Here is a 26,797-nt window from a genome sequence, read left to right on the forward strand (position 1 = left end):
AGTTTCCTACGATTATTAAAAACCTAATCTGGAGTTTACTTATGCGTTGGCAAGGGCGTCGGGAAAGTGACAATGTTGAGGATCGTCGCGGGGAGTCTTCAGGTCTGGGTGGCGGCGGAGGCTTTCGCGCGCCAATCGGCGGCAAAGGCGGCATCGTCATTCTGGTGGTGGTGCTGGTGGCCGGCTATTACGGCATCGATCTCTCACCGCTGTTGAACGGCGGCGACGTGAGTCCGCAAACTCAGCAACAGAGCGCCAGCATCAGTCCAAAAGATGATGAGTTGGCCAAGTTTACCTCGGTGGTGCTGGCTTCTACCGAAGATAACTGGAAAGAAGTTTTCCAGCGTATGGGCAAAACCTATCAACCGCCCAAACTGGTGATGTATCGCGGCGTGACGCGCACCAACTGCGGCACCGGCCAGTCTGCGATGGGGCCGTTCTATTGCCCGGGCGACAAAACGGTATATATCGATCTGTCGTTCTACCAGGATATGAAAACCAAGCTGGGCGCCGGCGGTGACTTTGCGCAGGCCTATGTGGTGGCGCACGAAGTCGGCCACCACGTGCAGAACCTGCTGGGCATTGAGCCTAAGGTGCGTCAGATGCAACAGGGCGCCAGCCAGGTTGAAGTGAACCGCCTGTCGGTAAAAATGGAACTGCAGGCAGACTGCTTCGCCGGCGTTTGGGGCAAATATGCCGAGAAGCAGCAGATGCTGGAAGAGGGTGACTTGCAGGCGGCATTGAACGCCGCGCAGGCGATCGGCGACGACCGTTTGCAGCAGCAGGGCCAGGGGCGCGTAGTGCCGGACAGCTTCACCCACGGCACCTCGCAACAGCGTTACACCTGGTTTAAACAGGGCTTCGACAGCGGTGACCCTAACACCTGCAACACCTTCGCATCCCGTTAACATACCCTGCCGGAGCCTGACTCCGGCATTTTTTTAGGTAGGAACAGAGCCTTGCTACAGGCAATGCAACAACTTATGCAGCAGCAGGGCATCAGGCGCTTGCTGGTGCTCAGCGGTGAACCGCAATGGTGCCGCCAACAGGCGCAACAACTGGCTGCAAGCCTGCCGGGCGACTGGCCGTGGGTGGGGGAAAACCCGCCGGCCGGCCTGCAACCTTTGGCGAGCGGCGCGGTGCGAACGCTGCTGGGGCAAGAGCGGCTGCATGCGGTGTTTGACGCGACAACGGCCCTGGATGTTGAAGCCCTGGCGGCGCTGGCGGGTACGCTGCGCGCCGGCAGTTGGCTGTTGTTGCTGACGCCGCCATGGCGCCAGTGGCATCAGCAACCGGATGCCGACAGCCTGCGTTGGAGCGATTGTCCCCAGCCGATCACCACCCCGCATTTTATCCATCATCTGCAACGCCACCTGGCGGCGGACAGCGAGGTCACGCTCTGGCGGCAGGGTGAGACGCTGGCGTTGGCGGCATTGCCGGAGCGCCCGCCGTGGCTGGCGCCCGATGGTCACCCCACCGCCGAACAGCAAAGGCTACTGGAGCAACTGCAGAATGCCTCGGCGGGGGTCTGGGTGCTGACTGCGGCCCGTGGCCGCGGCAAGTCAACGCTGGCGGGCATGCTGGTAGCGAACACGTCGCTGACCTGCTGGATGACCGGGCCGAGCCGTGCCGCCACCGATGTTGCCGGCGAATGGGCGCAGGGGCGCGCGCAGTTCTGGGCGCCGGACGCGCTGCTCGCCCATTGCCGCGAGCATGACGTCGGCAACGTGGGCTGGCTGCTGGTGGATGAAGCGGCGGCCATTCCTGGCCCGCTGTTGCAGCAGTTGGTCGGTTATTTCCCTCGTGTCTTGCTGACCACCACCGTGCAGGGCTATGAAGGCACCGGCCGGGGGTTTTTGCTGAAGTTCTGCGCCGGGTTGCCTTCGTTCCGGCCGTTGGCTTTACAGCAGCCGATGCGCTGGGCACCGGGTGATGCGCTGGAGCGGGTGATAGATAATGCGCTGTTGTTCAACGAACAACCGGAATGGCGAGCGACCGAGCAGGCCGCCCGTTTCAGCCTGGTCGAACAGAGCGCGCTGTGCGCCGATCCCCAACGACTGGCGCGCTTTTACGCTCTGTTGAGCAGCGCGCATTACCGCACCTCGCCGCTCGATTTACGGCGGCTGATGGATGCACCCGGCATGCACTTTGGCGTGGCGCAGGTGGAAGACGAAGTGGTTGGCGCGCTGTGGCTGGTGGATGAAGGAGGGCTGAGCGCCGAACTGGCGCATGAGGTCTGGGCAGGGCGACGGCGGCCGCGCGGCAACCTGGTGGCTCAGTCGCTGGCGGCGCATGGCGGCCAGTGGTGGGCGCCGACGCTGCGTTCGCGCCGAATTACCCGCATTGCGGTACTGCCCGCGCTGCGCCAACAGGGCATTGCCCGCAGCCTGATCGCGCAGCAACGCCAACAGGCGCAGGGGCTGGATTTCCTTTCGGTCAGTTTTGGCTACACCGAACCGCTGTGGCGCTTTTGGCAATCCTGCGGTTTTGAACTGGTGCGCATCGGCAGCAAGACGGAGGCCAGCAGCGGCTGCTATGCCGCAATGGCCATCCTGGCGTTGAGCGAGCAGGGGGAAGCGTTGCGGCATGCGGCGCATAAGCACCTGGCGCGCGATTGGCGCTGGTTGCAGCAACGTGTTGATCTGCAACTGGAGATCACCGGCGATGACGGCGATACGCAGCTGAGCGAGGACGACTGGCGTGAACTGGCCGGTTTTTCCTTCGCCCACCGGCCGCTGGAGGCCAGCCTGGGTGCGCTGCAACGCTTGCTGTTGGCGAGCGGCCTGCCGCTGCCCGCGCTGCGCGGGCATCTGCAACGACAAAGGACGACGGCAGACTGTGTGACGCAGTTTGGCCTCAGCGGCCAAAAAGCCTTGCTGCGCCACTGGCGGCTGGAGGCGGCGCAGGCGCTCGAACAGCTGGATGAGCAACACTGCCTGCGCTGGCGCAACTGGGCGCAGTCATTGCAATAAATCGACAATGTTGTTCAATAAAACCTGATTTTCCTGATTTCTCAGCGGCGTATAGTAGACGCCAACGGCCCGGCACCTCCGGGCGACATCTGATGAAGACGAGGAGTCACCATGAAACACGAGCATTTCGTTGTCCAAAATCCGGCAACACCGGCGGTACAGCTGATCTTGCTGTTTCACGGCGTCGGCGATAACCCGGTGGCAATGGGCGAGATCGGCAGCTACTTCGCCAAAGATTTCCCGCAGGCGCTGGTCGTCAGTATCGGCGGCCCGATGGCTTTCGGTAACGGCAACGGTCGTCAGTGGTTTTCGGTGCAGGGCGTGACGGAAGAGAACCGCGCCGAGCGTATCGCACAGGCGATGCCGCAATTCGTCGAAACCGTGCGCTACTGGCAACAGCAGAGCGGCGTCGGTTACGCCGGAACCGCGTTGGTCGGTTTTTCTCAGGGATCGATCATGGCGCTGGAAGCCTTGAAAGCGGAAGCTAAACTGGCCGGCCGCGTGGTGGCCTTCAGCGGGCGCTTTGCCAGCTTGCCGGAGCAGGCCTTCGGCGAAAGCGTCGTGCATCTGATCCACGGCGAAGAGGATGCGGTGATCGCCGTGCAGCACGCCAAAGCGGCGGCGGAACGGCTGCAGGCCATCGGCGTGGATTTCACGCTGGACGTGGAGCCGGGCGTCGGGCACGGCATCAATCAGGAGATGATGAATCATGCCCTCGAGCGGTTGCACTACTACGTACCTCAGCGCTACTGGGATGAAGCGCTGTTTGGCAAACGTGGCGATTTGATCGCCTTTCGTTAATATTCTCCCCGACGGGCGCGGCTATGCTGCGCCCGTTGTCATTGCGGCATCACCGTAACCTTAACGTCCAACTGGTGAGCGCCCCCGCCAAAAATAATGCCGTGCATCGGGCTGACGTCGCCGAAATCGCGGCCCCAGGCCACGGTAATGTGCTGGGTATCGGCCAACACATTGTTGGTCGGATCGACATCTACCCAGCCATAGGGCGGACAATAAACCGACACCCAGGCGTGAGAGGCATCGGCGCCAATCATTCGCTCCTCCCCCGGCGGCGGCTGCGTGAGGATATAGCCGCTGACATAGCGTGCCGCCAGCCCCAGCGAGCGCAGGCAGGCAATTTGCAGGTGGGCAAAGTCCTGACAAACCCCTTTCTTCTCCCGCAGCAGGGTTTCTACCGGCGTGGCGATGGTGGTGGCCGTCGGATCAAAGGTAAAGTCGTTGAAAATGCGCCCGGTAAAATCCAGCAGCGCCGACAGCAGCGGCCGATCCGGGGTAAAGCTCGGCAGGGCGTAGTGGCTCAGTGCGTTATCGATGGGAATAAACGTGGAAGGAAACAGGTATTGAATGGGATCCAGCACTTCGGTTCCCCCGTTGGCCAACTGTTGGCGTACCCGCTCCCAGGACAGGCTGTTTTCCGCCACCCACTGTGCGGCGTGCGGCAAGACCAGCACCTGCGAATCCACCCGCACGGTCAGTTGGGTATGCGGCGTTCGCAGGGCGAATTGCACCAGGTGGTTGCCATAAAAATCGTCCAGTTCAAACCATTCATCGGGCTGCGGATCCACCTGGATCCGCGAAGCCTGGCACTGTTGCCAGGCCAGATTGCGCGGCGACAGCCGCAGCAACTGACGCGAATGCGGCACCGGCAGGCTGTATTGGTATTCGGTCACGTGGCTGACGCTATAGCGGTTTGCGTCGGCGGAGGTGAGAGATTGGCCGGCAGTTTGAGTTTGGCTCTGGCTCATTCGTCGTTTCCCGTGGTGTAGTGGGGGCCATGGTTGAAGAAGCGCAGGCTAATCTGATCGGACAACCGGTTCAGCGCCAGTTGCAACTGCGACACCGATTCTGACAAGGGTTGCGGGTCGTCGGCAAACCCGGCGTTACCCAGGCCGGCAATTTTCTCCGGCAGATCGAAAATGGCCTGTTCGGTAAAAGGTCCGAACTGGTCGGTCAGTTTTTTCAGGTATTCCACCAGTCCCTTCAGCAGGAACATCACCGAGCGCGGATTCTCCGGGCTGGTCAACAACAGCGGCAGGGCCGTGGCCAGATCCGGCCGCTGCGGATAACTGGAGCGGTAGGTGATGGTGCTGTCGCACAACTCCAGCCACCACTCCAGCCCGGCGTCGCGCACTTCGTCATCGTCCAGCACCAGCGTCAGCATATGCGTCACCTGCTGCAGGCGTTCCAGCCGACGGCCAATACTGAGGAAGCGCCAGCCCACGTCACGCGTCATGCCGTCCAGCGCAAAACCGGAGAGCGCCATCATATGCCCGATCGCCTGATCGAGAAACGCCAGCGCCTCCGCCAGGTTCCAGCGTTGAGCCTGATGGTGCTGTTCCAGATCTTTGGCTAAGCGGTTGAGGATATGCCAGTTGTCCAGCGAAAGCCGCTCGCGCAGTTGAAAACCGATACGCAGCAGTTGTTGCAACGTGCCGGCAAACCCCTGTGGGATCTCCGGGTTGAACAGCGCTTCCAGCAGCAGGGTGTTCAACTGTTGCGGCGCCAGTTCTTCAAGCGGAGAGGCTTCGTCGTTCGGCAACAGACCGTAATGGAGGCAAAGCTGCATCACGGCTTTATGCTGCTGTTCGCTGCCTTCGTCTTCGTCGAGCCGCAGGGTGAGGGTAGTACGCAGCAGACGAGCGATGTTGTCGCAGCGTTCGGTATAGCGGCCCAGCCAGAACAAGTTTTCAATCACCCGCGTCGACAGCCTGTGGCCGGTCGGCGGCAACTCTTGCCTCAGCACGCCGGGCCGTGGCGGTGGCGCGGAAGGCGGTGCCAGTACCCAGGTATCCTTGCTGCCGCCGCCCTGCTGCATGGTCACGATCTGGCGGCTGTTGGGGCCGGAGATGCGGGTCAGGCCGCCGGGCATCACCCGGTAGCCGTCTGGGGTGGCGACGGCGAATACCCGCAGGCAGGTGGCATGGTTTTGCAACTGATAGGGCGGACGCGGGGACAGCCCCGGCGCCTGCGACAGGCCGATCAGCTCTTGAGCGACATAGTTGTAAGGGCGCGCACGGATGCGTTCCTTTAGCTGAGCCAGCTCGGTGGCGCTCAGATCGCCGGCGATGCAGGTCCTGATGCGCAACTGCGGGAAAGCGCCTTTGACAATCAGGTTAGGCAGGTTTTCCAGCACCGTTTCCCGCGCGGTGCTTTCCCCACACCACCAGGAAGCGACGGAAGGCAACAGCAACGGCTGCCCGAGGATCTGCTGGCTGAGTTTTGGCAGAAAGCCGTACAACGCGCCGGTTTCAATCAGGCTGGAGCCGAGCGCATTGGCGATCAGCACCTGGCCTTCGCGTGCCGCCTGGATCAACCCCGGAATGCCCAGCGAAGAGTCGGGGCGCGCCTCCAGCGGATCGCAGAAGTCATCATCCTGCCGCCGTAAAATCACATGGACGCGCTGCAGGCCGTCCAGGGTTTTCAGCCAGACGCGCCCCTGGGACACCATCAGATCCTGGCCTTCCACCAGCGGGAATCCCAAATGCCGCGCCAGATAGGCATGCTCGAAATAGGTTTCGTTGTAAGGGCCGGGGGTCAACACCACGATGTGCGGGGCCTCGCCATCCCCGGCGGCGAACGGCGCCCAGTGGCGCAGGCTCTGTTGCAGCGTGCGGAAAAAGGTATTCAGCCGCTGTACTTTCAGGTCCCGGAACTGTTCCGGAAAAGCGCGGGAAATCACCGTGCGGTTTTCCAGCGCGTAGCCGGCGCCGGACGGGGCCTGGGCGCGATCGGCCAGCGCCCACCAGCGGCCATCGGCGGAACGGGCCAGATCGACGGCGTACAGATGCAGATAGACGTTGCCCGGGCAGCGAATGCCGTGCGCCGGGCGCAGAAAACCGGCATGCCCATGCACCAGCGCAGGCGGCAGCAGGCCGTCGCGCAGCAGGGTCTGCTCACCGTACACGTCGGCCAGGATACGGTTCATCAGTTCCGCACGCTGGGCAATGCCGGATTCTATCTGCTGCCATTCGTCGTGAGGGATAATCTGCGGCAGCAGATCCAGTTCCCAGGGGCGTTTAACCCCTTGCGGATCGGCGTAGACGTTATAGGTGACGCCGTTTTCAAAAATCTGGCGCGCCACGTGGTTGAGGCGGCTTTGCAGCTGTTCGTCCGGATAGGCGGCCAGCTCGGCGGCAAAACGCTGCCAGTGTGGGCGAAAGACAGCCTCGCCGGCAAACAGCTCGTCATAGTGCGCTTGCGAGTGGCGATAGTGGGTAAATAGTGATTGCGGCATAGGCATTGCGTTCCCGTTTTCCATGAGGCCTTGCGACGGCAACTCCCTTGCGGCGCAGGCCGGCACCTTCCTGGTGCCGACGTGCGCCCTCCTCGGTATCGAACCCCTATTTCCAGCGCAAATCTAGCGTGAACGGGAAGTTCGGGTTGCGCGTCTGGGGTTCGACGGTTAATTTTCCAGGCGTATGACCCATTTGCAAGAAACGCGCCAGCCTGCGGCCTTCAGCCTCATAGGCGTTGATCGGGTGGGTATCGTGGCTGCGTCCGCCCGGATGGGCGACGTGGTACTGGCAGCCGCCCAGCGAACGTTGCATCCAGGTATCCACCAGTTCCACGGTCAGCGGCGCGTGCACGCCAATGGTGGGATGCAGGCTGGCTGCGGGTTGCCATGCCCGGTAGCGCACGGCGCCGACCGCCTCGCCGACGTTGCCGGTGGGTTGCAGCGGCACCGGGCGGCCGTTGACGGTCACCTGGTGGCGATCGTCATTAAATCCGGTAACCCTGATCTGCAGACGTTCGACGGATGAGTCAACATAGCGCACGGTTCCGCCGCTTGCACCTTCTTCGCCCATCACATGCCAGGGTTCCAGTGCATGATCGATTTGCACCTGGACGCCGTCGGCGGAGAATTCGCCATGCTGCGGGAAGCGGAAGGCAAAGTGCGCGTCGAACCAGGTGGCTTCGAACGGGTAGCCGAATTCACGCAGTTCGGCGAGCACGTCGTTAAAGTCCTGACGCACAAAGTGCGGCAGCATGAAGCGATCGTGCAGTTCGGTGCCCCAACGGCGCAGCCGCTCCGGTTGATAAGGCTGCTGCCAGAAACGGGCCAGCAACGCCCGCAGCAACAGCTGTTGGGTGAGCGACATCCGGGCATGCGGCGGCATTTCAAAAGCGCGCAGTTCCAGCAGACCCAGACGGCCGCTTGGGCCATCCGGCGAATAGAGTTTGTCGATGCAGAACTCCGCCCGGTGGGTATTGCCGCTGGAATCGATCAGCAGGTTGCGCAGCAGGCGGTCGATAAGCCAGGGCTGCACTTCCTCGCCCGGCTCCGGGAAGCGGCTAAAGGCGATCTCCATTTCATAGACCGAATCGTTACGCGCCTCGTCAATGCGCGGCGCCTGGCTGGTCGGGCCGATAAACAGGCCGGAGAACAGATAGGAAAGCGACGGGTGGTTATGCCAATAGCCGATCAGGCTGCGCAGCACGTCCGGGCGGCGCAGGAACGGGCTTTCCGCCGGGGTGGCGCCGCCCATCACCATATGGTTGCCGCCGCCGGTGCCGGTATGGCGACCATCGATCATGAATTTTTCGGTGGTCAGACGCGACTGGCGCGCGGCGTCGTACAGGAAGGTGGTCTGCTCCACCAGCTCGCCCCAACTGGCCGCCGGCTGAATGTTGACTTCGATGACGCCGGGATCGGGAGTGATGCGAAAACAGGTCAGGCGCGGGTCAGAAGGCGGTTCGTAGCCTTCCAGCACCACCGGAATGCCCAGCGCCAGTGAGGTGGCCTCAATGGCCTCCACCACCTGCAGGTAATCTTCCAGCGTGCGCGTCGGCGGCATGAACAGATAAAGAATACCGTTGCGCGGCTCGGCGCACAGCGCGGTGCGGGCAATCCAGTCCGCCGACTGTTTTTGCTCCGGACGCCGGGTTATCGGCTGAGGTCGGGTATTTTCGGCCGCAGACGAATGCGGTTGCAGCAGTTGGCGGTAGGCCGGCAGCGTAGGGAAAGACTGATGCGGATCGGCGCTGTGAATGTAGGGGTAGTCGCTTTTATGCACCCAGGGTTGAGAATCCAGCGGCAGGCGGTAACCCAGCGGTGAATCGCCCGGCAGCAGGTAGCAGTGCTCGCTGCGCAGGAACCAGGAGCCGCTTTGCCACGGCTGGTTCTCTTCTCTGGCCAGCGGCAGAACGTGGCCGATGATGGCTCCCAGGCCTTGTTCAAACACCTTGTGCAACCGCGCTCGCTCCAGCGGATCTTCCAGCCGGGAATCCGACGGATCGACGTTGTCCGGCAGGCGACGTTCGCGCCACAGGTAGTAGAGCGGGTCTTCATAAGCCGGGAAGATATGCTGGTCGGAAACCTCTAGATACAGCGCGACGCGTTGCAGGAAATCCGCCGCCTGCCCGGTGGTGACCGCAGAAGGTTCGCGTTCATCGGCAAACATGGCCGGATCGGCCAGCGGCTCGCCGTCCCGGCGCCAGAAGCAGTTGAGCGACCAGCGCGGCAGTTGCTCGCCGGGGTACCATTTGCCCTGACCAAAATGCACCAGCCCGGCGGGAGCGTAGCGCTCGCGCATGCGCAGGAACAATTCGGCGGCGCGCAGGCGCTTGGTTGGCCCCAGAGCGTCGGTATTCCATTCGTCGCCGTCAGGATCGTCGACGGCGACGAACGTCGGCTCGCCGCCCATCGTCAGATGAACGCCGTTGGCCTGCAAATCGCTGTCAATCCGATAACCTAGCGCGTCGATCGCCTGCCATTGTTTCTCGCTGTAGGGCTTGGTCACGCGCGGCACTTCGTCCACGCGGGCGACCGCCATCAGGTGCTCAAATTCGCATTCGCACTCATCAATCGCGCCGCTGATCGGGGCGGCGCTGGAAGGTTCCGGCGTGCAGGCCAGCGGGATGTGTCCTTCGCCGGCAAACAACCCGGAGGTGGGATCCAGGCCAATCCAGCCGGCGCCGGGCAGGTAAACCTCGGTCCAGGCGTGCAGGTCGGTGAAGTCTTCCTCCGGCCCCGACGGGCCATCCAGCGATTTGACGTCCGGCGTCAGCTGGATCAGATAACCGGATACGAAGCGGGCGGCCAGCCCGAGATTGCGCAGGATCTGCACCAGCAGCCAGGCGGAATCGCGGCAGGAGCCGCTGCGCAGGGTCAGCGTCTCTTCCGGCGTCTGCACGCCCGGCTCCATGCGGATGGTGTAACCGATGTGTTGCTGCAACTGCTGGTTGATCGCCACCAGGAATTCCGCGCTGCGCCGGGCTTCATCGGGAATGCTGCTCAGGTAGTTTTCCAGTTCCGGGGTTAGCGGCTGGCAGTGCAGATAGGGCGCCAGTTCGATTTTCTGCTCTTCCGAATAGCAAAACGGAATATGTTCCGCATGCGGCTCAAGGAAGAAATCGAAGGGGTTAATCACCGACATCTCAACCCGCATATCCACTTCCACGCGGAAGTGGTCGGTTTTTTCCGGGAACACCAGCCTGGCCAGGTAGTTGCCGTTAGGATCCTGCTGCCAGTTGATAAAGTGGTTTTCCGGGGTCACTTTCAGTGAATAGGCCAAAATAGAGGTGCGGCTGTGCGCGGCAGGGCGCAGGCGTATGACTTGGGGACCCAGGTTGATGCGTCGGTCGTAGCGGTATTCGGTAACGTGGTTTAGCGCAATGTTAATAGCCATAAGCTCGAGCCTCAGAATAGGGGAATCTGAAATCGGGTCACATCAGTCTGCTGATGCCATGCTGTAGCCGTTACCGTGGAGGGTGGTGCTTTGGTTAACTCCCGTCTGTATTCAGACCGTTTTACCTGCTGGGAGTGTGATGATCATCACATTAACCAATTAGGGTTAAATCTAGAGACAATTTCTTGAGAAGTCGATTCTTTTTTCTGCGGGAAAGAGGGGGAAATGAAGCGCCGCCCTCGGAGGACGGCGCGTGCAGGCGGTCAGGGTTTTTTCTTCGGCCAGTTGTCGTCGTCGTCGTCCCACTGGGCATTATTATCGCGGTGTGGCGGCAATTCGGGCTTATCGGCGAGGTAACGTTTTACGTCGACGCGACGCAGTTCTTTGATCCCGCTGATGATCATCCCGACTAAAATCAGCAGGATAATCCACCAGTAGTCAGCTAACCATTGCATGTTTACTCCTTTCCTTCACTGCGTATAAAACGTGAAAATATCGCGGGCAGATGGCATTCAAGCCATTCGGCACCGGCAACGTCCTTATTTTGCCAGGCGGCCAGCAGCAGCGCGGGCGTCAGCAGATGTTCGGCTTCCTGCGCCAGCGGTCGGTAGCTCAGATGCCAGGGTTCTACCGCCACGCCGTCGCCGTCTTCGGTGAACGGGCGGTAAAAACCAAATTCGGCCATATGTTCCGTCATCCATTGATTGAGCGGATAAAAGTAACCGCCTTCCTCATATTCCCACGGTTCCAGCTGCAGCTTTTGCCCTTCCGGCAACAACGACGGGTCGTACACGTCCAGATCGCTGCCCCAGTGATGGCGGCTGGCGCCCGGCAGGGCTGACCAGCGCAGGATCGCTTCGCAGCGCTCGGCGGCGGACAGCGGCTCGATGTCGAGCGGCCGGCTGTCTTTATCTAATACTGGTCGTTCGCCGCAGAATTTGCCATTCCAGATCGCCAGTTGCCGATCGAAATCACGAAATGTGCTGGCGGGCTGCAGATCGAACCCGGCCGCCAGCGCCGCTTGCTGCATGGCGCGGAACGCGGTCACCGCCGCAGGTTGCAGGCGATGGTTACCGCTCAGCGGCGCCAGATGTTCGGTCGAGAGCCCGGTCAGCATTGTCGGCGTGATCATGCGACCAACTGCTCCATGATGCGTTGATACATGCGGCTCAGCAGTTGCAAATCGGCGGCGTGTACGCATTCATTGACCTTGTGGATGGTCGCGTTGACCGGCCCCAGCTCAACCACCTGCGCACCCATCTGGGCGATAAAGCGGCCGTCCGAAGTACCGCCAGTGGTCAGCAATTGCGGCGTCAGTTCGCAATAGTGTTCGACGGCGTTAACCACCGCGTCCACCAGCGCACCGCGCGCGGTCAGGAACGGCTGGCCGGACAAACGCCATTCGATGCTGTAGTTCAACTGATGCCGCTCCAGCAGCTCTTCCACGCGCTGTTTTATCGTCGCGTCGGTTGACTCGGTGCTGAAACGGAAGTTGAACTGGACGAACAGGTCGCCCGGGATCACGTTGTTGCTGCCGGTACCGGCCTGCACGTTGGCGATCTGCATGCTGGTCGGCGGGAAGAATTCGTTGCCGCGATCCCACTCGGTCGCCACCAGCTCATTGAGCGCAGGCATGGCGCGATGCACGGGGTTATCCGCCAGGTGCGGATAGGCGACGTGGCCCTGAATGCCGTGAATGTGCAGGTTGGCGGTGATCGAACCGCGGCGGCCGTTTTTCACCACGTCGCCGACGCGTTCGGTGCTGGACGGCTCGCCGACCAGGCAATAATCCAGGCGCTCGTTGCGCGCCATCAGCGTTTCCACCACTTTCACCGTGCCGTGAGTGGCGCTGGCCTCTTCGTCGGAGGTGATCAGGAACGCCAGACGGCCCTGATGGTGCGGGTTGGCCGCCACAAAGCGCTCCGCAGCCACCACCATCGCCGCCAGCGAACCTTTCATGTCCGCCGCGCCACGGCCATACAGCATGCCGTCGCGAATGGTGGGTTCAAACGGCGGGTTGTCCCAGCGTTTCTCATCGCCGGTCGGCACCACGTCGGTGTGGCCGGCAAACGCCAGCGTTTGCCCTTCGCCGCGCCAGGCCCAGAAGTTCAGGGTGTCGCCGAAGTGCATCGGTTCAACGGTAAAACCGATCGCTTCCAGACGTTCGATCATCAGCGCCTGGCAACCTTCATCGTGCGGGCTGAGAGACGGGCGTTTGATGAGCTGCTGAGCCAGTTCGATAACCGGGCAAATCATGCTGTTACCTCAGATATAAATTGCTGGTAGCCTTCGGCGCTGAAACCGAGCAGGGCGTGCCCCTTGCCGTCGTCCAGCAGCGGGCGTTTGATGATTGCCGGCTGCGCCAGCATCAGCGCGATGGCCGCATCGGCGTTGTCGCAGGCGTTGCGCTGCGCTTCATCCAGCTTGCGCCAGGTGGTGCCGCGGGTATTGAGCAGCGGTTCCCAGCCCAGACGTTCGACGAACCCGCGCAACTGCCGTTCATCCAGCCCGTCGGCGCGGTAGTCATGAAATTGATAAGCCACGCCTTGCTCTTCCAGCCAGCGGCGCGCTTTTTTGATAGTGTCACAATTTTTGATGCCGTACATGGTCAACGTCATGGAATAAGAACCTTCTCTGCAACCCAACACCGGCATGGCGCCAGTGGTAAACCGCCGTGGCGGTAAAATGAAAACCAGCGCCCAGCATGCCGAAAAATGGCGGGGAGTTCCACCGTACAATGGTCCGAAAGCCAGGGAAAGGGCGAAAAAATTCGGGCCGCATTCGGTGCGGCGAATGTTTGCTAATCTGAATGCGGCGGCCTGCCATCCTCTTGGAGAGAGTAATGTGGAAAAATACCGTATCGAAACCACCGAGTACGCTGTCGATAAAATAGCAGCGCTGATTGCGGAAGGGCTGAATCAGTATAACGATGAGGTGACCGGCAGCAGCGATCGTCGCCCGCTGGCGGTGACGGTGAAAGACCCGATCGGCGGCGAGGTGCTTGGCGGCATTACCGGGCGCTCTTCGCTGGGCCTGCTGTTTGTGGATTTGTTTTACCTGCCTGAATCAATGCGGGGTATCGGTCTGGGCAGCGAACTGCTGCGCCGCTTCGAGCAGGAAGGACGCCGCAGGGGATGCGTTTCCGCAGTGCTGTACACCATCAGCTTCCAGGCGCCGAGGTTTTACGAACTGAACGGTTGGACGCGCTTTGGCGAAGTGCCTTGCCTACCGGCAGGCACCAGCCGAATTTTTATGTCGAAGACCTTATGACCGGGTCTGCGGCAATCACTCCCTGGTCTGGCGTAATTTATACTCCAGGCTTTTTTTAACCATTGGCCATTCATGGTCGATGATCGAGAAAACCACCGTATCGCGATAGCTGCCGTCCGCATTTTTCTGGTGGTTTCTCAGCACGCCGTCTTGCTTGGCGCCTAAACGCGCGATAGCCGTTCTCGATGCGTGATTGTGCCAGTGGGTGCGAAATTCAACGGCAATCACCGCCAGCGCTTCGAACGCGTAGCCGAGCAGCAGGCGTTTGCACTCGGTGTTGACGGCGGTTCTCTGATAGCTTTTGGCGTACCAGGTATAGCCAATTTCAACGCGGCGGTTATGCCCATCGGCATTGCAAATGCGGGTGGTGCCGACAATCTTTTGCGTGTCGTTATGCACCACGACAAAAGGCAATGACCGCCCGGCGGCCTGTTCGCTCAGAGCGAAAGCGACATAATCATCGACGGTGTTTTCGTTGGGCGCCGAAGTAAACCAAAGCTCCCAGAGGCGCCCATCAGCGGCGGCTGTCGCCAGCGCCGCCGCATGTTCTTTGCGCAGAGGGAGCAGGCTGACGGTTTTGCTTTTCAGCTCGGTTTCGATAAGCCAGGATGAGTCAGACATTTGCCGCTATTTCCCCTTTCATTCACTTTTCGCCGTTTTCACGCGACCAGTGTTTCATCTCTTCGCCAATAAAATAATTCACCAGGTCGCGATACATTTTTTCTATCACTTCCGGGCTTAAGCCCTGTTCATCGGCCCAGGCTCTTCTTTGTTGCAGCATGGCTTCGAAGCGCTCTTTGGCCCGCACCGCATCGGGGCTGGTTTTGAATTTGGCGGCGGCTTTCACGTAGGCAAAGCGCTGGGCGATCAGTTTGATGATGTGTTCGTCCAGCATGTCGATTTCCGCGCGGATATCGCCCATGTCCGCACAATCTTGCGGAGAAAGTTTGTTCTCGATAATCACTCTGGGTTTCCCTTGTTTTAGCGCACATAGCCATTTTGTTGCAGGCGATCCAACGCCGGGCCTTCGGCATAGACCATGCCGGTAGTCAGCTCGCGGAAGTGATACTTTTTGTAGAATTCCAGTTTGTCGGGCACCGAATAGATAAACACCTTGCCGAGCGGCGCCAAATCCTGCATCACCCGATCCATCAGCAGCCTGCCCAGACCGCGGCCCTGATAGTGAGGATGGATAGCCACGTCGGCCAGGTAAGCCACCGAGGTCATGTCGCTGATGGCGTGGGCGGTGGCCACCAGTTCGCCGTCGAGGTATCCCCAATAGCAAAACTGGCTGTGCTGATAAACGCGCTGTAGCTGATGCGGGTCACGCTGGCCCAGCCCGGCGGCGGCCAACAACGCGCCCAATTGCGCCCAGTCGATGTGGTAGCGGTTTGGGTCGGTCACAATCTCCATGCTTCTCTCCTAGTCGATGCGGTCCAGGTCGGCGGCATATTGACGGATAGCGCGCTGGTAGCTGCTGATGTCGCGATGCGAGGAGGTTTCCGCCAACAGCAGCAGCAGATCGGCCACCGCCTGTTTGGTTTCCCCCAGGTTGTACAGCGTCATGGCGCGGAACAGGGTGAGTTCCCTGGCCTGCGGGAACTCGGCCAATCCGTTGTCGAAGGCGGCCAGCGATTGCCGATACAGCCCGAGCGCGCGGTAGGTGCTGCCCAGGCCAAGCCAGGCCTCCTGCCGCTGCGCCGCCGGCAGCGTGCGTGCCAACGCCGCGAGATAGCAGGGGACCGCCTGCTGCTCAAACCCCTGTACGTCGTACAGACAGGCTAATTGGTAATGCAGCGTGGCTTCTTCCGGTTTTTGCTGCAATTGCTGTTGCGCCAGCTCGGTCGCTTCCTGATAGCGGCCCAGCTGTTTCAATTGTTCGATCGTCAGCGTAGGGGACATGTCATGGCCTCAGAAATGTGGGGTTTTTTTCCCCGTTGGCACGCTACTACGGAAGCATTCATCCTACAAGGAATATTACATCGGCCTGCGCGGGCAGTGGACCGCCAGCGCGCTGAGGCCGCAGGAGCGGATGGCGAACGCCTCGCCCCTCTTAAGTCTGCCGTTTTCCCCCGGCTTTGTGCCGGGGGGCGCTTTTAAGCCTCTAATCCCCCATCTTCCTGCCGCCGTAACCGAATAACACCGGGTGCGGAAGTGATCTCCAACTGTTCGGCCTCAGTGATCCCGGCCTCAATAAGCCAATCCCCGCCAATCACCAGCTCGCCGTTCTCCCGGACCCAGTCTGCGCCGAGATCCGGGCTATGCTGGCTGGCTTCGCAGAGTTCTTCCCAAATGGCGTCATCGGTGACGACGGTGATCCACAGCCCATCCGGTCGCAGCGTAATTTGCAGCGGCTCACCGATACCAAAGCCCAGTTCGGCCAGTTCAATACCTGCGATCGTTAACTCGGGGATGGGTTCCGGGGTAAAAGTAATGTTCATGTTGTGCCCTCCGTGGCTGGCGCAATGCGGATAATCGACTGTTGCCGGCTCGGTGATCTTCTCGATCCTCTGGCCGGCAGTAAAGCCCTAACTTTTTACGTTATTCATTTAGTCGGGTAGTTAATGACATAGAAAGCAGACTCCCGTTAGGGCGGGGGATACCCAAATACTATCTGATTGTTACCCATGAAATGGGTTTATGTTTAAAGGTTTCACGTTTGCGAGAGACTTTGCCGACTGCCGATAGTGAGGAAACGTCATCGGGAGACCCGGCCCCGTTGTCCTGAGCCGGTTTTTATGGCAGGGCGATCAGAACTCGTGCGGTTACGTGGCTGCCTTGGGTAGGATTAATACGAAAATGTGCGCCAACCCCGGTTTCCGTGGCCGGCATCGTTCCCGAAAGGCTTCACTTGCTCAAAAAACAGGCGTAGAATTCGCTTCGTCTAATAATTGAGGTTGTAAAGTATTATGGTTGATCGTGAATTGGGAAATTGGAAAGACTTCATCGATGAGATGTTAGGTAACTGACACTGCGCTGAGGCGATAACAAGGTTGGTTTATTTGCCGGTATTTGAAACACCTTGGGAACGACATTCTCGTTCAGGATAAAGCCGCATCGGTTTGCCGATGCGGCTTTTTTATGCCTGCTATTCCGCGTTTGCCGCCGGCAAGGGTTTACCCGGGAAGCGCCGCCGCACCAGCACAAAGAACAGCGGTACGAAGAAGATCGCCAACAGGGTGGCGGAAATCATGCCGCCCATCACCCCGGTGCCTACCGCATGCTGGCTGCCGGAGCCGGCGCCGCTGCTGATGGTCATCGGCAATACGCCGAAGATAAAGGCCAGCGAGGTCATCAAAATCGGCCGCAGGCGCATGCGTGAGGCTTCCAGCGTGGCGGACGTCAAATCCTGCCCTTTGTGATTCAGCTCGTTGGCGAACTCGACGATCAGAATGGCGTTCTTCGCCGACAGCCCGATGATGGTCAACAGCCCAACCTGGAAATAAACGTCATTCTCCAGTCCGCGCAGCCAGGTGGCGGCGACGGCGCCAATCACCCCGAGCGGCACCACCAGCATCACCGAGAACGGAATCGACCAGCTCTCGTACAGCGCCGCGAGGCACAGGAACACCACCAGCAGCGAGATAGCGTACAGCGCAGGCGCCTGCGAGCCGGACAGCCGTTCCTGATAGGACATGGCGGTCCATTCCAGGCCGAAGCCGGTCGGCAACTGACTGACGATTTTCTCCATTTCGGTCATCGCGGTGCCGGTGCTGACGCCTTCCGCCGCCTCGCCGACGATTTCCACCGCCGAGCTGCCGTTGTAACGCTCCAGGCGCGGGGAGCCATATTCCCAGTGCGAGGTCGAGAAGGCCGAGAACGGCACCATGCCGCCCGCATTGTTGCGTACATACCATTTGTCGATATCGCCAGGCAGCATGCGGAAGGGTGCGGCGGCCTGCACGTACACCTTTTTCACCCGGCCGCGATCGACAAAGTCGTTGACGTAGGTCGAGCCCCAGGCGGTGGACAGCGTGTTGTTGATGTCATCGACAGCCACACCGAGCGCTTGCGCCTTACGCTGGTCAATATTGATTTGCAGCTGAGGGCTGTCGTCCAGGCCGTTATGGCGAACGCGAGCCAGCAGCGGGTTGTCCGCCGCCAGTTGCAGCAATTGGTCGCGCGCCGCCATCAGCTTGGCGTGGCCCAGCCCGGCGTGGTCTTCCAGCTCCATATCGAAGCCGGCGGAGTTGCCCAGGCCGGTAATCGCCGGTGGGCTGCTGGCAATCACCCGCGCCTCGTTAATCTTGCTGAACGCATGGGTGGCGCGATTGATGATATCGAAAGAGGTATTGGCGCCCGAGGTGCGCAGATCCCAGTCTTTCAAACGAATAAACATGCGCGCCACGTTCTGCCCGTTGCCCCCTGGCCCGGCGCCGATGGTGGAGAACACCGACAGCACGTCCTGCTTTTCTTTGGTCAGGAAGTAGTGCTCGACTTTTTCCACCACCTTGGCGGTCTGTTGCAGGGTCGCACCCGGCGGCAATTGCACCTGTACGGTGAATACCCCGCGGTCTTCCTGCGGCAGAAACGAGCTCGGCAGCTTGATGAACAGCAGCGCCATGCTGGCGAGCAGCAGCAGATAAATCGCCATATAGCGCAAGCTGAAATGCAGCACGCGCGCCACACCGCGCTCGTAGCGATCGGCATTGCGGTTGAACATGCGGTTGAACCAGCCGAAGAAGCCGCGCTTGCCGTGGTGGTGGCCCTTGGCGATCGGCTTGAGCAGCGTGGCGCACAGGGCCGGGGTCAGGATCATCGCCACCAGCACCGACAGCACCATGGAGGAGACTATGGTGATCGAAAACTGGCGATAAATCGCGCCGGTGGTGCCGCCGAAGAACGCCATCGGGATAAACACCGCCGACAGCACCATGGCGATACCGACCAGCGCGCCCTGGATCTGCCCCATGGATTTGCGCGTGGCCTCGCGCGGCGGCAGGCCCTCTTCGCTCATCACGCGTTCGACGTTCTCCACCACCACGATGGCGTCATCCACCAACAGGCCGATCGCCAGCACCATGGCGAACATGGTCAGGGTGTTGATGCTAAATCCGAAGGCGGAAAGAATGGCGAAGGTGCCCAGCAAGACGACCGGTACGGCGATAGTGGGGATCAGCGTAGCGCGGAAGTTCTGCAAGAACAGGTACATCACCAGGAACACCAGCACAATGGCTTCCAGCAGGGTTTTCACCACGTCTTTAATGGAGGCCTTAACGAACGGGGTGGTTTCATAGGCGACCTTCGCCTCCAGCCCGTGCGGGAAATACTGCGACAGCTCGGCGATTTTGTCCTTCACCAACTGATCGGTCTGCAGCTCGTTGGCGCCGGAAGCCAGCTTGATGTTGATGCCGGCGGCCTGCATGCCGTTATAACGGCTGAGGAAGTTATAGTTTTCGCCGCCCAGCTCGATAGTGGAAACATCGCCCAGCGTCACCAGCGAACCGTCCTGATTGACCCGCAGGGTGATTTGCCTGAACTGTTCCGGCGTCTGCAATTGCGACTGGGCGTTAATGGTGGCGTTAAGCGCCTGCTTGTCGACGGACGGCGTGCCGCCGAGCTGGCCGACCGCCACCTGGGCGTTCTGGGACTTGATGGCGGTCACCACGTCCTGGGTGGTGAGCTGGTAACTGGTCAGCTTGTTGGGATCGAGCCAGATGCGCATGGCGTACTGCGAACCGTAAACGTCCATGCTGCCCACGCCGTTGATGCGGCTGAGCGGGTCTTGCAAATTGGACACCAGGTAATCGGCGATATCCTGTTTGTCCATGCTGCCGTCGGTCGAGACGAATGCCACCATCATCAGCGTGGTATCACCGGATTTTGATACCGTCACGCCCTGAGTTTGCACCGCCTGCGGTAGCCGTTTGATCGCCGCCTGCAACTGGTTTTGCACCTGCTGCATCGCCTCGTTGGGGTCGGTGCCGGCCTCAAAGGTCAGCGTGACCGTGGCTTGCCCGGTGTTGGTGCTCTGCGACGACATATACATCATGTTGTCCAGGCCGGTCATGTTCTGTTCGATAATCTGGGTAACGGTGTTTTCCAGCGTTTGCGCCGAGGCGCCAGGGTAGGTGGCGCTAATGCGAACGTTCGGTGGCGCGAGGTTCGGATACTGTTCGACGGGTAAGGAAAAAATCGCCAAAGCGCCGGTCAGGCAAAGAATAATTGCCAGAACCCAGGCGAAAATCGGGCGATCAATAAAAAAATTGGCCATGCAGCGCGAACCTCGTTATGACTTGTTCTATCTTTAAGACGCATCTGGATTGCGTTTATCAGCGGCTGGGAAGGATTCCGGCGTTATTGCACTTTACTCGCGAAGGGGGAGTAAAGCGTGGAGAAAAAAAGGAGATAGTGTAAATAACGGTAGTAGAAATCGGCAATGACGCCTCAATGCCAGAGAAAAACGTCATTAAGACAATTTTATGACTATCAAGGACCTGGCCGATCAAGGTTCCCGGAAAATCATCAGGACTCACCGCAAAGCAGGAGCTTGGCATGGAAATTAACCCGGTATTCGCCCGTCGCCTTTATCTGTGCTGGCTGATCAGCCACAGTGAGCGGCCAAACGTTCCGCGTTTGATGGAATTGACCGGCTGGCCGCGCCGTACGCTGCAAGACGTGCTGAAAGCCTTGCCTGGGCTGGGGGTGGAGCTGCAGTTTGTACAGCAGGGCGTGCGCAATAACGACGGTTTTTACCAGTTGGAAAACTGGGGGCCTCTCAACAAGAGTTGGATCTACCAGCATCATCAGGCGTTGTTTGCCGCCATCGAATAAACTTTCCCCGGCATGCCGGGGAAGCATCATTGACTCTTGTGTTCCAGGTACATCACCGTCGCGGCCACGCGTGAACGGACGTCCAGTTTGCGCAGCATATTGCGGATATGCACTTTCACCGTCTCTTCGGAAATGTGCAGCTGTGCCGCCACCTGTTTGTTGGACATGCCGCGCGCCACTTCCTGCAATACATCCAGCTCGCGTTCGGTCAGTTCGGCGAAGGGATCGTGCTGTTCGCTGCGGGATGACAGAAAGTCCGCCATCGCATCGCTGATCACGTTCCGGCCTTCCGCCGCCGCGCGAATATGTTCCAGCAGCTGTTCCGGTTCACTGTCTTTCAGCAGATAGCCGTCGGCGCCGGCGTCGATCAGCGCATACAGGTCGCTGCGCGAATCGGAAACCGTCAGCACGATGATGCGCGCATCGATGCCCTCATTGCGCAGCGCTTTCAACGTGTCCAGGCCGGACAGCCCTTTCATGTTCAGATCGAGCAGGATCACGTCCGGCGTGTGCTGCAGCGCGAGGGCAATCGCCTCGTTGCCGTCGCTGGCTTCGGCTACCACGGTAAACCACGGGTCCAGCCCCAGAAGTTGTTTGATGCCGCGGCGCATCAGCGGATGGTCGTCGACGATCAATACTCGGTAATTCTTCATCACCATGACATATGCTCCCTGTAACGAGTAAAGCCACTCAAACGCGCTGTGCGGCGCGCTTCACAGTGGGACAGACTCTTGTAAAATAGCGGCAATCAACGCCACGAACATCCTGAAATCGCCTTTATACCCGCCTAAAAGGTAACGAGGGGTGAATGGCACTGATTTATGACGGAAACGTCAAACGGACTTCCGTACCCTTGGGGTCGCCTCGCTGGATGAGCAGCGTGCCTCCCAGCCGCGCGGCGCGTTCGCTCATGATGGTCAGCCCATAGTGGCCTTCCGGCTCGTTCAGGCTGGCGATGCCGCAGCCGTCGTCAACGATGCTGATGGCATTATCACCGCTTGCGGTGACCTCGCAGCGGATCACTATCTCCCGCGCATCGGCATGTTTGATGGCGTTGACCACCGCTTCCCGCACAATCTGCAAGGCATGTACCTGTTGTTGGGCATTGAGCGCCTGAGAGGAAAGCCGACAGTGTAACTGAATCCGCGCGCCGGTTAGAACCTTTAATGGCGCCAGCAACTGGTGCAACGCGGCGTTCAAATCGGCCTCCTGAATGTTCAGGCGGAAGGTAGCCAGCAACTCGCGCAACTGGCGGTAGGCGTCGGCCAGTGCGCGGTCAAAATCGTTAATGATCTCCTGCGCCTGGGGGGCGCCGCCCGCCAGCGTACGTTTGAGCAACGTCAACTGAATGCGCAAAAACGACAGCGCCTGGGCCAATGAATCGTGCAGTTCGCGGGCGATGGTGGCACGTTCCTCCATCAGCAAAAACTGCATGTGCTGTTTCTGCGCGCGATTAAAATAAACGCCGCGGCTCAGCATGTTAGCCACGCTTTGCATCAGGTGCGGATGCGGCGGTTGGTCCTGATGCTGCCAGCTCAGTTCCCCCTGCGGCTTGCCGTCCTGAACGATGGCAAGCCGCTGCCAGGCCTGCGTGGGAGACGGCGTGCCGCTGGTCAGTTGCCATTCGCTGAGGCTGTCCGCCACGTTCAGCCGGATACAGAGCAACTGTTCGCTCTGGCGCACGATGTGCAGGACCTGCTCAAAGGCCTGCCTGCCGATTTGCCGCACGCTCAGCGCCTGCGAGCAGTTGTAGAGCACTTCGAGCGTCTCGTTCGCCTGTTGCAAACGCTGGGTTTTTTCCTGAACCTTTAGCTCAAGAGACTGATACAGCTTGGCCAGATCGTCCGACATGGCGGCAAAGGCCTGCGACAGCACGCCCAGCTCGTTCGGCAGCGCCACATCCAGTTGCGGGTGATGAAAATCCCGCTGTTGCACGCGCTGGCTGGCATCCACCAGGTGTTTCAGCGGCGCCACCACCTGGCGGCGCATAAAGCGAATGCAAAACAGCACCAGCCCGATAATGGCGATATAGCCCATCACGCTGATGGTCGCCACTATGGCCAGCTTGAGTTCGGAGTAGCGTTGCAGCGCTAAAACGAAATGGTCAATCTGGTTAACGTAACCGGCGACGTTGGCCTGATAGTCTGCCGACTGCCCAGCGCGGATCTGCTGCGCCAACCGTTGCCAGGTTTGCAGCAGCGACAGGTATTTCTCACGGACGTCGGCAGGTACGTAAAAGCGATCCAGGTTTTGCAGCGCCGGGGCCTGCAGGGATTGTTGATATTGCTGCAGATGCTGATCCAGCCCCGTTGCCTGCCGGGTGAGGTCGTAAGCCAACCGATAACTCTGCATGCGCAGCGAACCGGCGATATTGACCGCTTCGGCGTCACGCAGGCTGCCGGCGACGGTGGTCAAGGCCAGTCCGGTGGAGATAACGGACAAAATAACGATGCAAAACAGCGCCTTGGCCAGGCTGCCGGTCACTGAACGTTTAACAAGCAATCACGGATCCTTTTCTCACGGGCGATGCGCATCGTCAGGTTTCATTCGAAAGCAAAATTATAAGTTTTGCAACTAAAATTCGCCGGGTTTTATCTCAAGATGTAAGCAACGGGAAAAACGATCGCTGTATAATTAAAGAGATAGCGATTGAGTGAAAAGGGCGCGACAAAATACCCTTAGGCACAGTAATTGATTGATCTGGCGCAAGCTACCCCCGCATTTACCCCTAAAGGGTGATTATATACCCCTCGGACTCCTCTTATGTTACCCCCGTATTTTTCAGGGTTTTAAATCCCTGGGCTATAGCCGCTGCCCCACCAACTGGCCTGTGGGCATGTTTGCAACCTCAAGGATCAACAGCATGACCGTATTGTCGCGGCGCAGGCTGCTCGGTGGACAATGGCGTCTTTCTTCGGCGGCGATCCGCCCCCCGTGGTCGCATCACGAATCCCTTTTTATTGCCGGTTGCACCCGCTGCCAGGCCTGCATTCGCGCCTGTGAAACCGGCGTGCTGATCGGCGGCAGCGGCGGCTTTCCCGAGATTGATTTCCGGCGGGCGGAATGCACGTTTTGCGGGCGTTGCGCACAGGCCTGCGAAGCGCCGCTGTTTCGCCCGCTGGCGGAAACCCCCTGGCGGCAATATGCGGCGTTTGGCGCCGATTGTCTGGCGCAAAAAGGTATTGAATGCCGCAGTTGCCAGGACAGCTGCGAGCCGCAGGCGATCCGCTTTCGGCCACGGTTGGGCGAGATGGCGCAGCCGATGCTGGATACGGCAGCCTGCAACGGCTGCGGCGCCTGTGTCGCCGGTTGCCCGGCGAATGCCGTTACTCTAATCCGGAGCGAAAACAATGAATAACGAATGGCACGTAAGTGGGCTGGTGGTACAGGCCCGGCCGGAAAAAATTCCACGGCTTGTCACGGCGCTGCTGGCGATAACGGACACGGAAATCCCGGTGCAGGATCGCCCGCAGGGCAAGCTGGTGGTCGTGATGCAGGCGGCTGGCTCCCAGGCGCTGCTGGAAAAAATTGAGTCAGTGCGCAATCTGGACGGCGTGCTGGCGGTGTCGCTGGTTTATCACCAGCAGGACTTGCAAGGTGAGGTAACGCCATGAAACTCAGTCGTCGAGACTTCATGAAGGCTAACGCCGCGGTGGCCGCTGCGGCGGCGGCCGGGCTGACTATTCCAACGGTAGCGCAGGCGGTGGCGGGCAGTGCGGATGCCATCAAATGGGACAAGGCGCCCTGCCGCTTTTGCGGCACCGGTTGCGGCGTGCTGGTCGGCACCCAAAATGGCCGTATCGTCGCCTCGCAGGGGGATCCGGATGCGGCGGTCAACCGCGGGTTGAGCTGCATCAAAGGCTATTTCCTGCCGAAAATCATGTACGGCAAAGATCGCCTGACCCAGCCGCTGCTGCGCATGAAAGCCGGCCAGTACCATAAAGAAGGCGAGTTCACCCCCATCAGTTGGGAACGGGCTTTCGACATCATGGCCGAAAAATTCAAACAGGCTTTGCAGGAGAAGGGACCCGACGCGGTGGGGATGTTCGGCTCCGGCCAGTGGACGGTGTGGGAAGGCTACGCCGCCGCCAAACTGTTCAAAGCCGGGTTGCGCACCAATAACCTGGATCCGAACGCCCGCCATTGCATGGCTTCGGCGGTGGTGGGCTTTATGCGCACCTTCGGCATGGACGAGCCGATGGGCTGCTATGACGATATCGAACAGGCCGACGCCTTCGTGCTGTGGGGCTCCAACATGGCGGAAATGCACCCGATCCTGTGGTCGCGCATTACCGATCGCCGTCTGAGCAACGAGCAGGTCAACGTATCGGTGCTGTCGACGTATGAGCACCGCAGCTTCGAGTTGGCGGATAACGGCATGGTGTTCACGCCGCAGACCGATCTGGCGATCATGAACTACATCGCCAACTACATCATTCAACACAACGCGGTAGATCAGGACTTCCTCAATCGGCACGTCAATTTCCGCCGGGGGGCGACGGATATCGGTTACGGTCTGCGCCCGACCCACCCGCTGGAAAAAGCGGCGAAAAATCCAGGCTCGGATGCCTCCGAACCTATGAGTTTCGAAGAGTACAAGGCTTTCGTGGCGGAATACACGCTGGAAAAAGTCGCCAAAATGAGCGGCGTGCCGGAAGACCAACTGGCAGCGCTGGCGAAGCTGTATGCCGATCCGAACATCAAGGTGGTGTCGTACTGGACCATGGGCTTCAACCAGCATACGCGCGGCGTCTGGGCCAATAACCTGTGCTACAACCTGCACCTGTTGACCGGCAAGATCGCCAAACCGGGCTGCGGGCCGTTCTCGTTGACCGGCCAGCCTTCCGCTTGCGGCACCGCGCGCGAGGTAGGCACCTTTGCCCACCGCCTGCCGGCCGACATGGTGGTCACCAACGAAAAACACCGCCAGACAGCCGAGCAGAAATGGCAGTTGCCGGCCGGTACCCTTCCGGCAAAAGTCGGGCTGCATGCGGTAGCGCAGGACCGTGCGCTGAAAGACGGCACGCTGAACGCCTACTGGGTAATGTGCAACAACAACATGCAGGCCGGGCCGAACATCAATGAGGAACGGATGCCGGGCTGGCGCGATCCGCGCAACTTTGTGGTGGTGTCCGATCCCTATCCGACCGTCAGCGCTCTGGCCGCCGACCTGATCCTGCCGACCGCCATGTGGGTGGAGAAAGAGGGCGCTTACGGCAATGCGGAGCGCCGCACCCAGTTCTGGCGCCAGCAGGTGAAAGCGCCGGGCGAGGCCAAATCCGATCTGTGGCAACTGGTGGAGTTCGCCAAGCGCTTCACGGTGGACGAGGTGTGGCCGGCGCAACTGCTGGAGCAAAACCCGCAATACCGGGGCAAAACGCTGTACGACGTCCTGTTCGCCAACGGCGAGGTGAATAAATACCCGCTGACGGAAATCCCGGCGGACCAGCTCAACGACGAGGCGCGCGCCTTTGGCTTCTATCTGCAAAAAGGGTTGTTCGAAGAATATGCCGGCTTTGGCCGCGGCCACGGTCACGATCTGGCGGCGTTCGATATGTACCATCAGGCGCGCGGCCTGCGCTGGCCGGTGGTCGACGGCAAAGAGACGCTGTGGCGCTACCGCGAAGGTACCGATCCTTATGTCAAAGCGGGGGAAGCGGTGCGTTTCTACGGCAAACCGGACGGCAAGGCGGTGATCTTCGCGCTGCCGTTTGAACCGGCGGCGGAAAGCCCGGACGGCGAATACGACCTTTGGCTGTCTACCGGCCGGGTGCTGGAACACTGGCATACCGGTTCGATGACCCGGCGGGTGCCGGAGCTGCACCGCGCCTTCCCGGAGGCGGTGCTGTTTATCCATCCGCTGGATGCCAAGAGCCGTAATCTGCGCCGTGGCGATAAGGTCAAAGTGCTGTCGCGCCGCGGCGAGGTGATCAGCACGGTCGAAACCCGTGGCCGCAATCGTCCGCCGCGTGGGTTGGTGTATATGCCGTTCTTTGATGCCGCGCAGTTGGTGAATGCCCTGACGCTGGACGCCACCGATCCGCTATCGAAAGAGGTCGATTTCAAGAAATGCGCGGTGAAGCTGGAGAAGGTGTGAGTGCGCCTTGGCGCGCTCAACAGCCATTTTATTAC

24 protein-coding genes are annotated in these 26,797 nt (G+C 60.1%); 9 read left to right on the forward strand and 15 right to left on the reverse strand.

Annotated elements, in window-relative coordinates:
- Positions 1 to 41: 41 nt before the first annotated feature.
- From ypfJ to ypfH, 3 genes are all read left to right on the forward strand, one after another.
- Positions 42 to 908 carry a KPN_02809 family neutral zinc metallopeptidase gene (ypfJ, locus tag JK621_RS22830; protein ID WP_004951822.1) on the forward strand — a complete coding sequence of 289 codons (867 nt, stop codon included), beginning with the start codon at positions 42 to 44 and terminating at the stop codon, positions 906 to 908.
- Between the two features lie 75 nt (positions 909 to 983).
- The gene (locus JK621_RS22835) at positions 984 to 2,972 is read left to right on the forward strand and encodes a tRNA(Met) cytidine acetyltransferase TmcA (RefSeq protein WP_212560274.1); all 1,989 of its coding nucleotides are present in this window, start codon (positions 984 to 986) and stop codon (positions 2,970 to 2,972) included.
- 111 nt (positions 2,973 to 3,083) lie between these two features.
- Positions 3,084 to 3,773 carry an esterase gene (gene ypfH, locus JK621_RS22840; protein ID WP_212557766.1) on the forward strand — a complete coding sequence of 230 codons (690 nt, stop codon included), beginning with the start codon at positions 3,084 to 3,086 and terminating at the stop codon, positions 3,771 to 3,773.
- A 38-nt stretch (positions 3,774 to 3,811) separates the two neighbouring features.
- Here ypfH and JK621_RS22845 read toward each other — a convergent pair whose 3' ends face one another.
- The 7 genes from JK621_RS22845 to JK621_RS22875 all read right to left on the reverse strand — a co-directional run bounded on the left by JK621_RS22845 (position 3,812) and on the right by JK621_RS22875 (position 13,239).
- A complete protein-coding gene (locus JK621_RS22845; RefSeq protein ID WP_212557767.1) occupies positions 3,812 to 4,738 on the reverse strand; it encodes a transglutaminase family protein in 927 nt (308 codons plus the stop codon).
- Positions 4,735 to 7,227, reverse strand: coding sequence for a circularly permuted type 2 ATP-grasp protein (locus JK621_RS22850; RefSeq protein ID WP_249337114.1), 2,493 nt, complete (start codon positions 7,225 to 7,227; stop codon positions 4,735 to 4,737). Before JK621_RS22850 ends, JK621_RS22845 begins: the two co-directional genes overlap by 4 nt.
- A 106-nt stretch (positions 7,228 to 7,333) precedes the next feature.
- Positions 7,334 to 10,621: a DUF2126 domain-containing protein gene (locus JK621_RS22855; RefSeq protein WP_212557769.1), complete on the reverse strand. Its 3,288-nt coding sequence runs from the start codon at positions 10,619 to 10,621 to the stop codon at positions 7,334 to 7,336.
- Between the two features lie 263 nt (positions 10,622 to 10,884).
- A complete protein-coding gene (locus JK621_RS22860) occupies positions 10,885 to 11,076 on the reverse strand; it encodes a YpfN family protein (RefSeq protein WP_212557770.1) in 192 nt (63 codons plus the stop codon).
- Positions 11,077 to 11,078: 2 nt separating this feature from the next.
- Complete coding sequence (locus JK621_RS22865; protein ID WP_212557771.1) at positions 11,079 to 11,753, reverse strand: M15 family metallopeptidase; 675 nt, start codon at positions 11,751 to 11,753, stop codon at positions 11,079 to 11,081.
- Positions 11,750 to 12,877: a succinyl-diaminopimelate desuccinylase gene (dapE, locus tag JK621_RS22870; protein ID WP_212557772.1), complete on the reverse strand. Its 1,128-nt coding sequence runs from the start codon at positions 12,875 to 12,877 to the stop codon at positions 11,750 to 11,752. Before dapE ends, JK621_RS22865 begins: the two co-directional genes overlap by 4 nt.
- Entirely contained in the window at positions 12,874 to 13,239 is a 366-nt protein-coding gene (locus JK621_RS22875) for an ArsC family reductase (RefSeq protein WP_212557773.1), read from the reverse strand. The genes dapE and JK621_RS22875 overlap by 4 nt, the downstream gene beginning before the upstream one ends.
- Positions 13,240 to 13,465: 226 nt before the next feature.
- Between JK621_RS22875 and JK621_RS22880 the strand changes: the two genes are divergently transcribed.
- Positions 13,466 to 13,891 (forward strand): GNAT family N-acetyltransferase, encoded by a 426-nt coding sequence (locus JK621_RS22880; protein ID WP_212560275.1) that lies wholly within the window; start codon positions 13,466 to 13,468, stop codon positions 13,889 to 13,891.
- A 15-nt stretch (positions 13,892 to 13,906) separates the two neighbouring features.
- Here JK621_RS22880 and JK621_RS22885 read toward each other — a convergent pair whose 3' ends face one another.
- The 5 genes from JK621_RS22885 to JK621_RS22905 form a co-directional block, all read right to left on the reverse strand.
- Positions 13,907 to 14,512, reverse strand: a complete 606-nt coding sequence (locus JK621_RS22885; RefSeq protein ID WP_212557774.1) for a GNAT family N-acetyltransferase — start codon at positions 14,510 to 14,512, stop codon at positions 13,907 to 13,909.
- 22 nt (positions 14,513 to 14,534) lie between these two features.
- On the reverse strand, positions 14,535 to 14,855 hold the full coding sequence (locus JK621_RS22890) for an isochorismate lyase (RefSeq protein WP_212557775.1): 321 nt from the start codon (positions 14,853 to 14,855) through the stop codon (positions 14,535 to 14,537).
- A gap of 17 nt (positions 14,856 to 14,872) precedes the next feature.
- On the reverse strand, positions 14,873 to 15,304 hold the full coding sequence (locus tag JK621_RS22895; protein ID WP_212557776.1) for a GNAT family N-acetyltransferase: 432 nt from the start codon (positions 15,302 to 15,304) through the stop codon (positions 14,873 to 14,875).
- 9 nt (positions 15,305 to 15,313) lie between these two features.
- Positions 15,314 to 15,793: a tetratricopeptide repeat protein gene (locus JK621_RS22900; RefSeq protein ID WP_212557777.1), complete on the reverse strand. Its 480-nt coding sequence runs from the start codon at positions 15,791 to 15,793 to the stop codon at positions 15,314 to 15,316.
- 194 nt (positions 15,794 to 15,987) lie between these two features.
- Positions 15,988 to 16,332: a hypothetical protein gene (locus tag JK621_RS22905; RefSeq protein ID WP_212557778.1), complete on the reverse strand. Its 345-nt coding sequence runs from the start codon at positions 16,330 to 16,332 to the stop codon at positions 15,988 to 15,990.
- Positions 16,333 to 16,800: 468 nt separating this feature from the next.
- Here JK621_RS22905 and ypfM point away from each other — a divergent pair, with 468 nt between their 5' ends.
- Positions 16,801 to 16,860, forward strand: a complete 60-nt coding sequence (gene ypfM / locus JK621_RS22910) for a protein YpfM (RefSeq protein WP_100396732.1) — start codon at positions 16,801 to 16,803, stop codon at positions 16,858 to 16,860.
- Positions 16,861 to 16,979: 119 nt separating this feature from the next.
- Here the strand turns inward: ypfM and acrD are convergent, their stop codons facing one another.
- Positions 16,980 to 20,105, reverse strand: a complete 3,126-nt coding sequence (gene acrD, locus JK621_RS22915) for a multidrug efflux RND transporter permease AcrD (protein ID WP_212557779.1) — start codon at positions 20,103 to 20,105, stop codon at positions 16,980 to 16,982.
- 281 nt (positions 20,106 to 20,386) lie between these two features.
- Here acrD and JK621_RS22920 point away from each other — a divergent pair, with 281 nt between their 5' ends.
- The gene (locus JK621_RS22920) at positions 20,387 to 20,665 is read left to right on the forward strand and encodes a winged helix-turn-helix domain-containing protein (protein ID WP_212557780.1); all 279 of its coding nucleotides are present in this window, start codon (positions 20,387 to 20,389) and stop codon (positions 20,663 to 20,665) included.
- Positions 20,666 to 20,691: 26 nt separating this feature from the next.
- Here JK621_RS22920 and narL read toward each other — a convergent pair whose 3' ends face one another.
- Positions 20,692 to 21,324 (reverse strand): two-component system response regulator NarL, encoded by a 633-nt coding sequence (narL, locus tag JK621_RS22925; protein WP_212557781.1) that lies wholly within the window; start codon positions 21,322 to 21,324, stop codon positions 20,692 to 20,694.
- Between the two features lie 160 nt (positions 21,325 to 21,484).
- The gene (gene narQ, locus JK621_RS22930; RefSeq protein WP_212557782.1) at positions 21,485 to 23,167 is read right to left on the reverse strand and encodes a nitrate/nitrite two-component system sensor histidine kinase NarQ; all 1,683 of its coding nucleotides are present in this window, start codon (positions 23,165 to 23,167) and stop codon (positions 21,485 to 21,487) included.
- Positions 23,168 to 23,528: 361 nt separating this feature from the next.
- On the opposite strand from narQ, the gene napF reads away from it, so the two are divergent.
- From napF to napA, 3 genes are read left to right on the forward strand one after another with little or no spacing between them, the layout of a single operon-like run.
- A complete protein-coding gene (gene napF / locus JK621_RS22935; protein ID WP_212557783.1) occupies positions 23,529 to 24,023 on the forward strand; it encodes a ferredoxin-type protein NapF in 495 nt (164 codons plus the stop codon).
- Entirely contained in the window at positions 24,016 to 24,279 is a 264-nt protein-coding gene (napD, locus tag JK621_RS22940) for a chaperone NapD (RefSeq protein ID WP_212557784.1), read from the forward strand. The genes napF and napD overlap by 8 nt, the downstream gene beginning before the upstream one ends.
- Entirely contained in the window at positions 24,276 to 26,762 is a 2,487-nt protein-coding gene (napA, locus tag JK621_RS22945) for a nitrate reductase catalytic subunit NapA (RefSeq protein WP_212557785.1), read from the forward strand. The genes napD and napA overlap by 4 nt, the downstream gene beginning before the upstream one ends.
- Positions 26,763 to 26,797 lie beyond the last annotated feature (35 nt).

It is taken from the genome of Serratia plymuthica (assembly GCF_018336935.1).
Classification (GTDB): domain Bacteria; phylum Pseudomonadota; class Gammaproteobacteria; order Enterobacterales; family Enterobacteriaceae; genus Serratia; species Serratia plymuthica_B.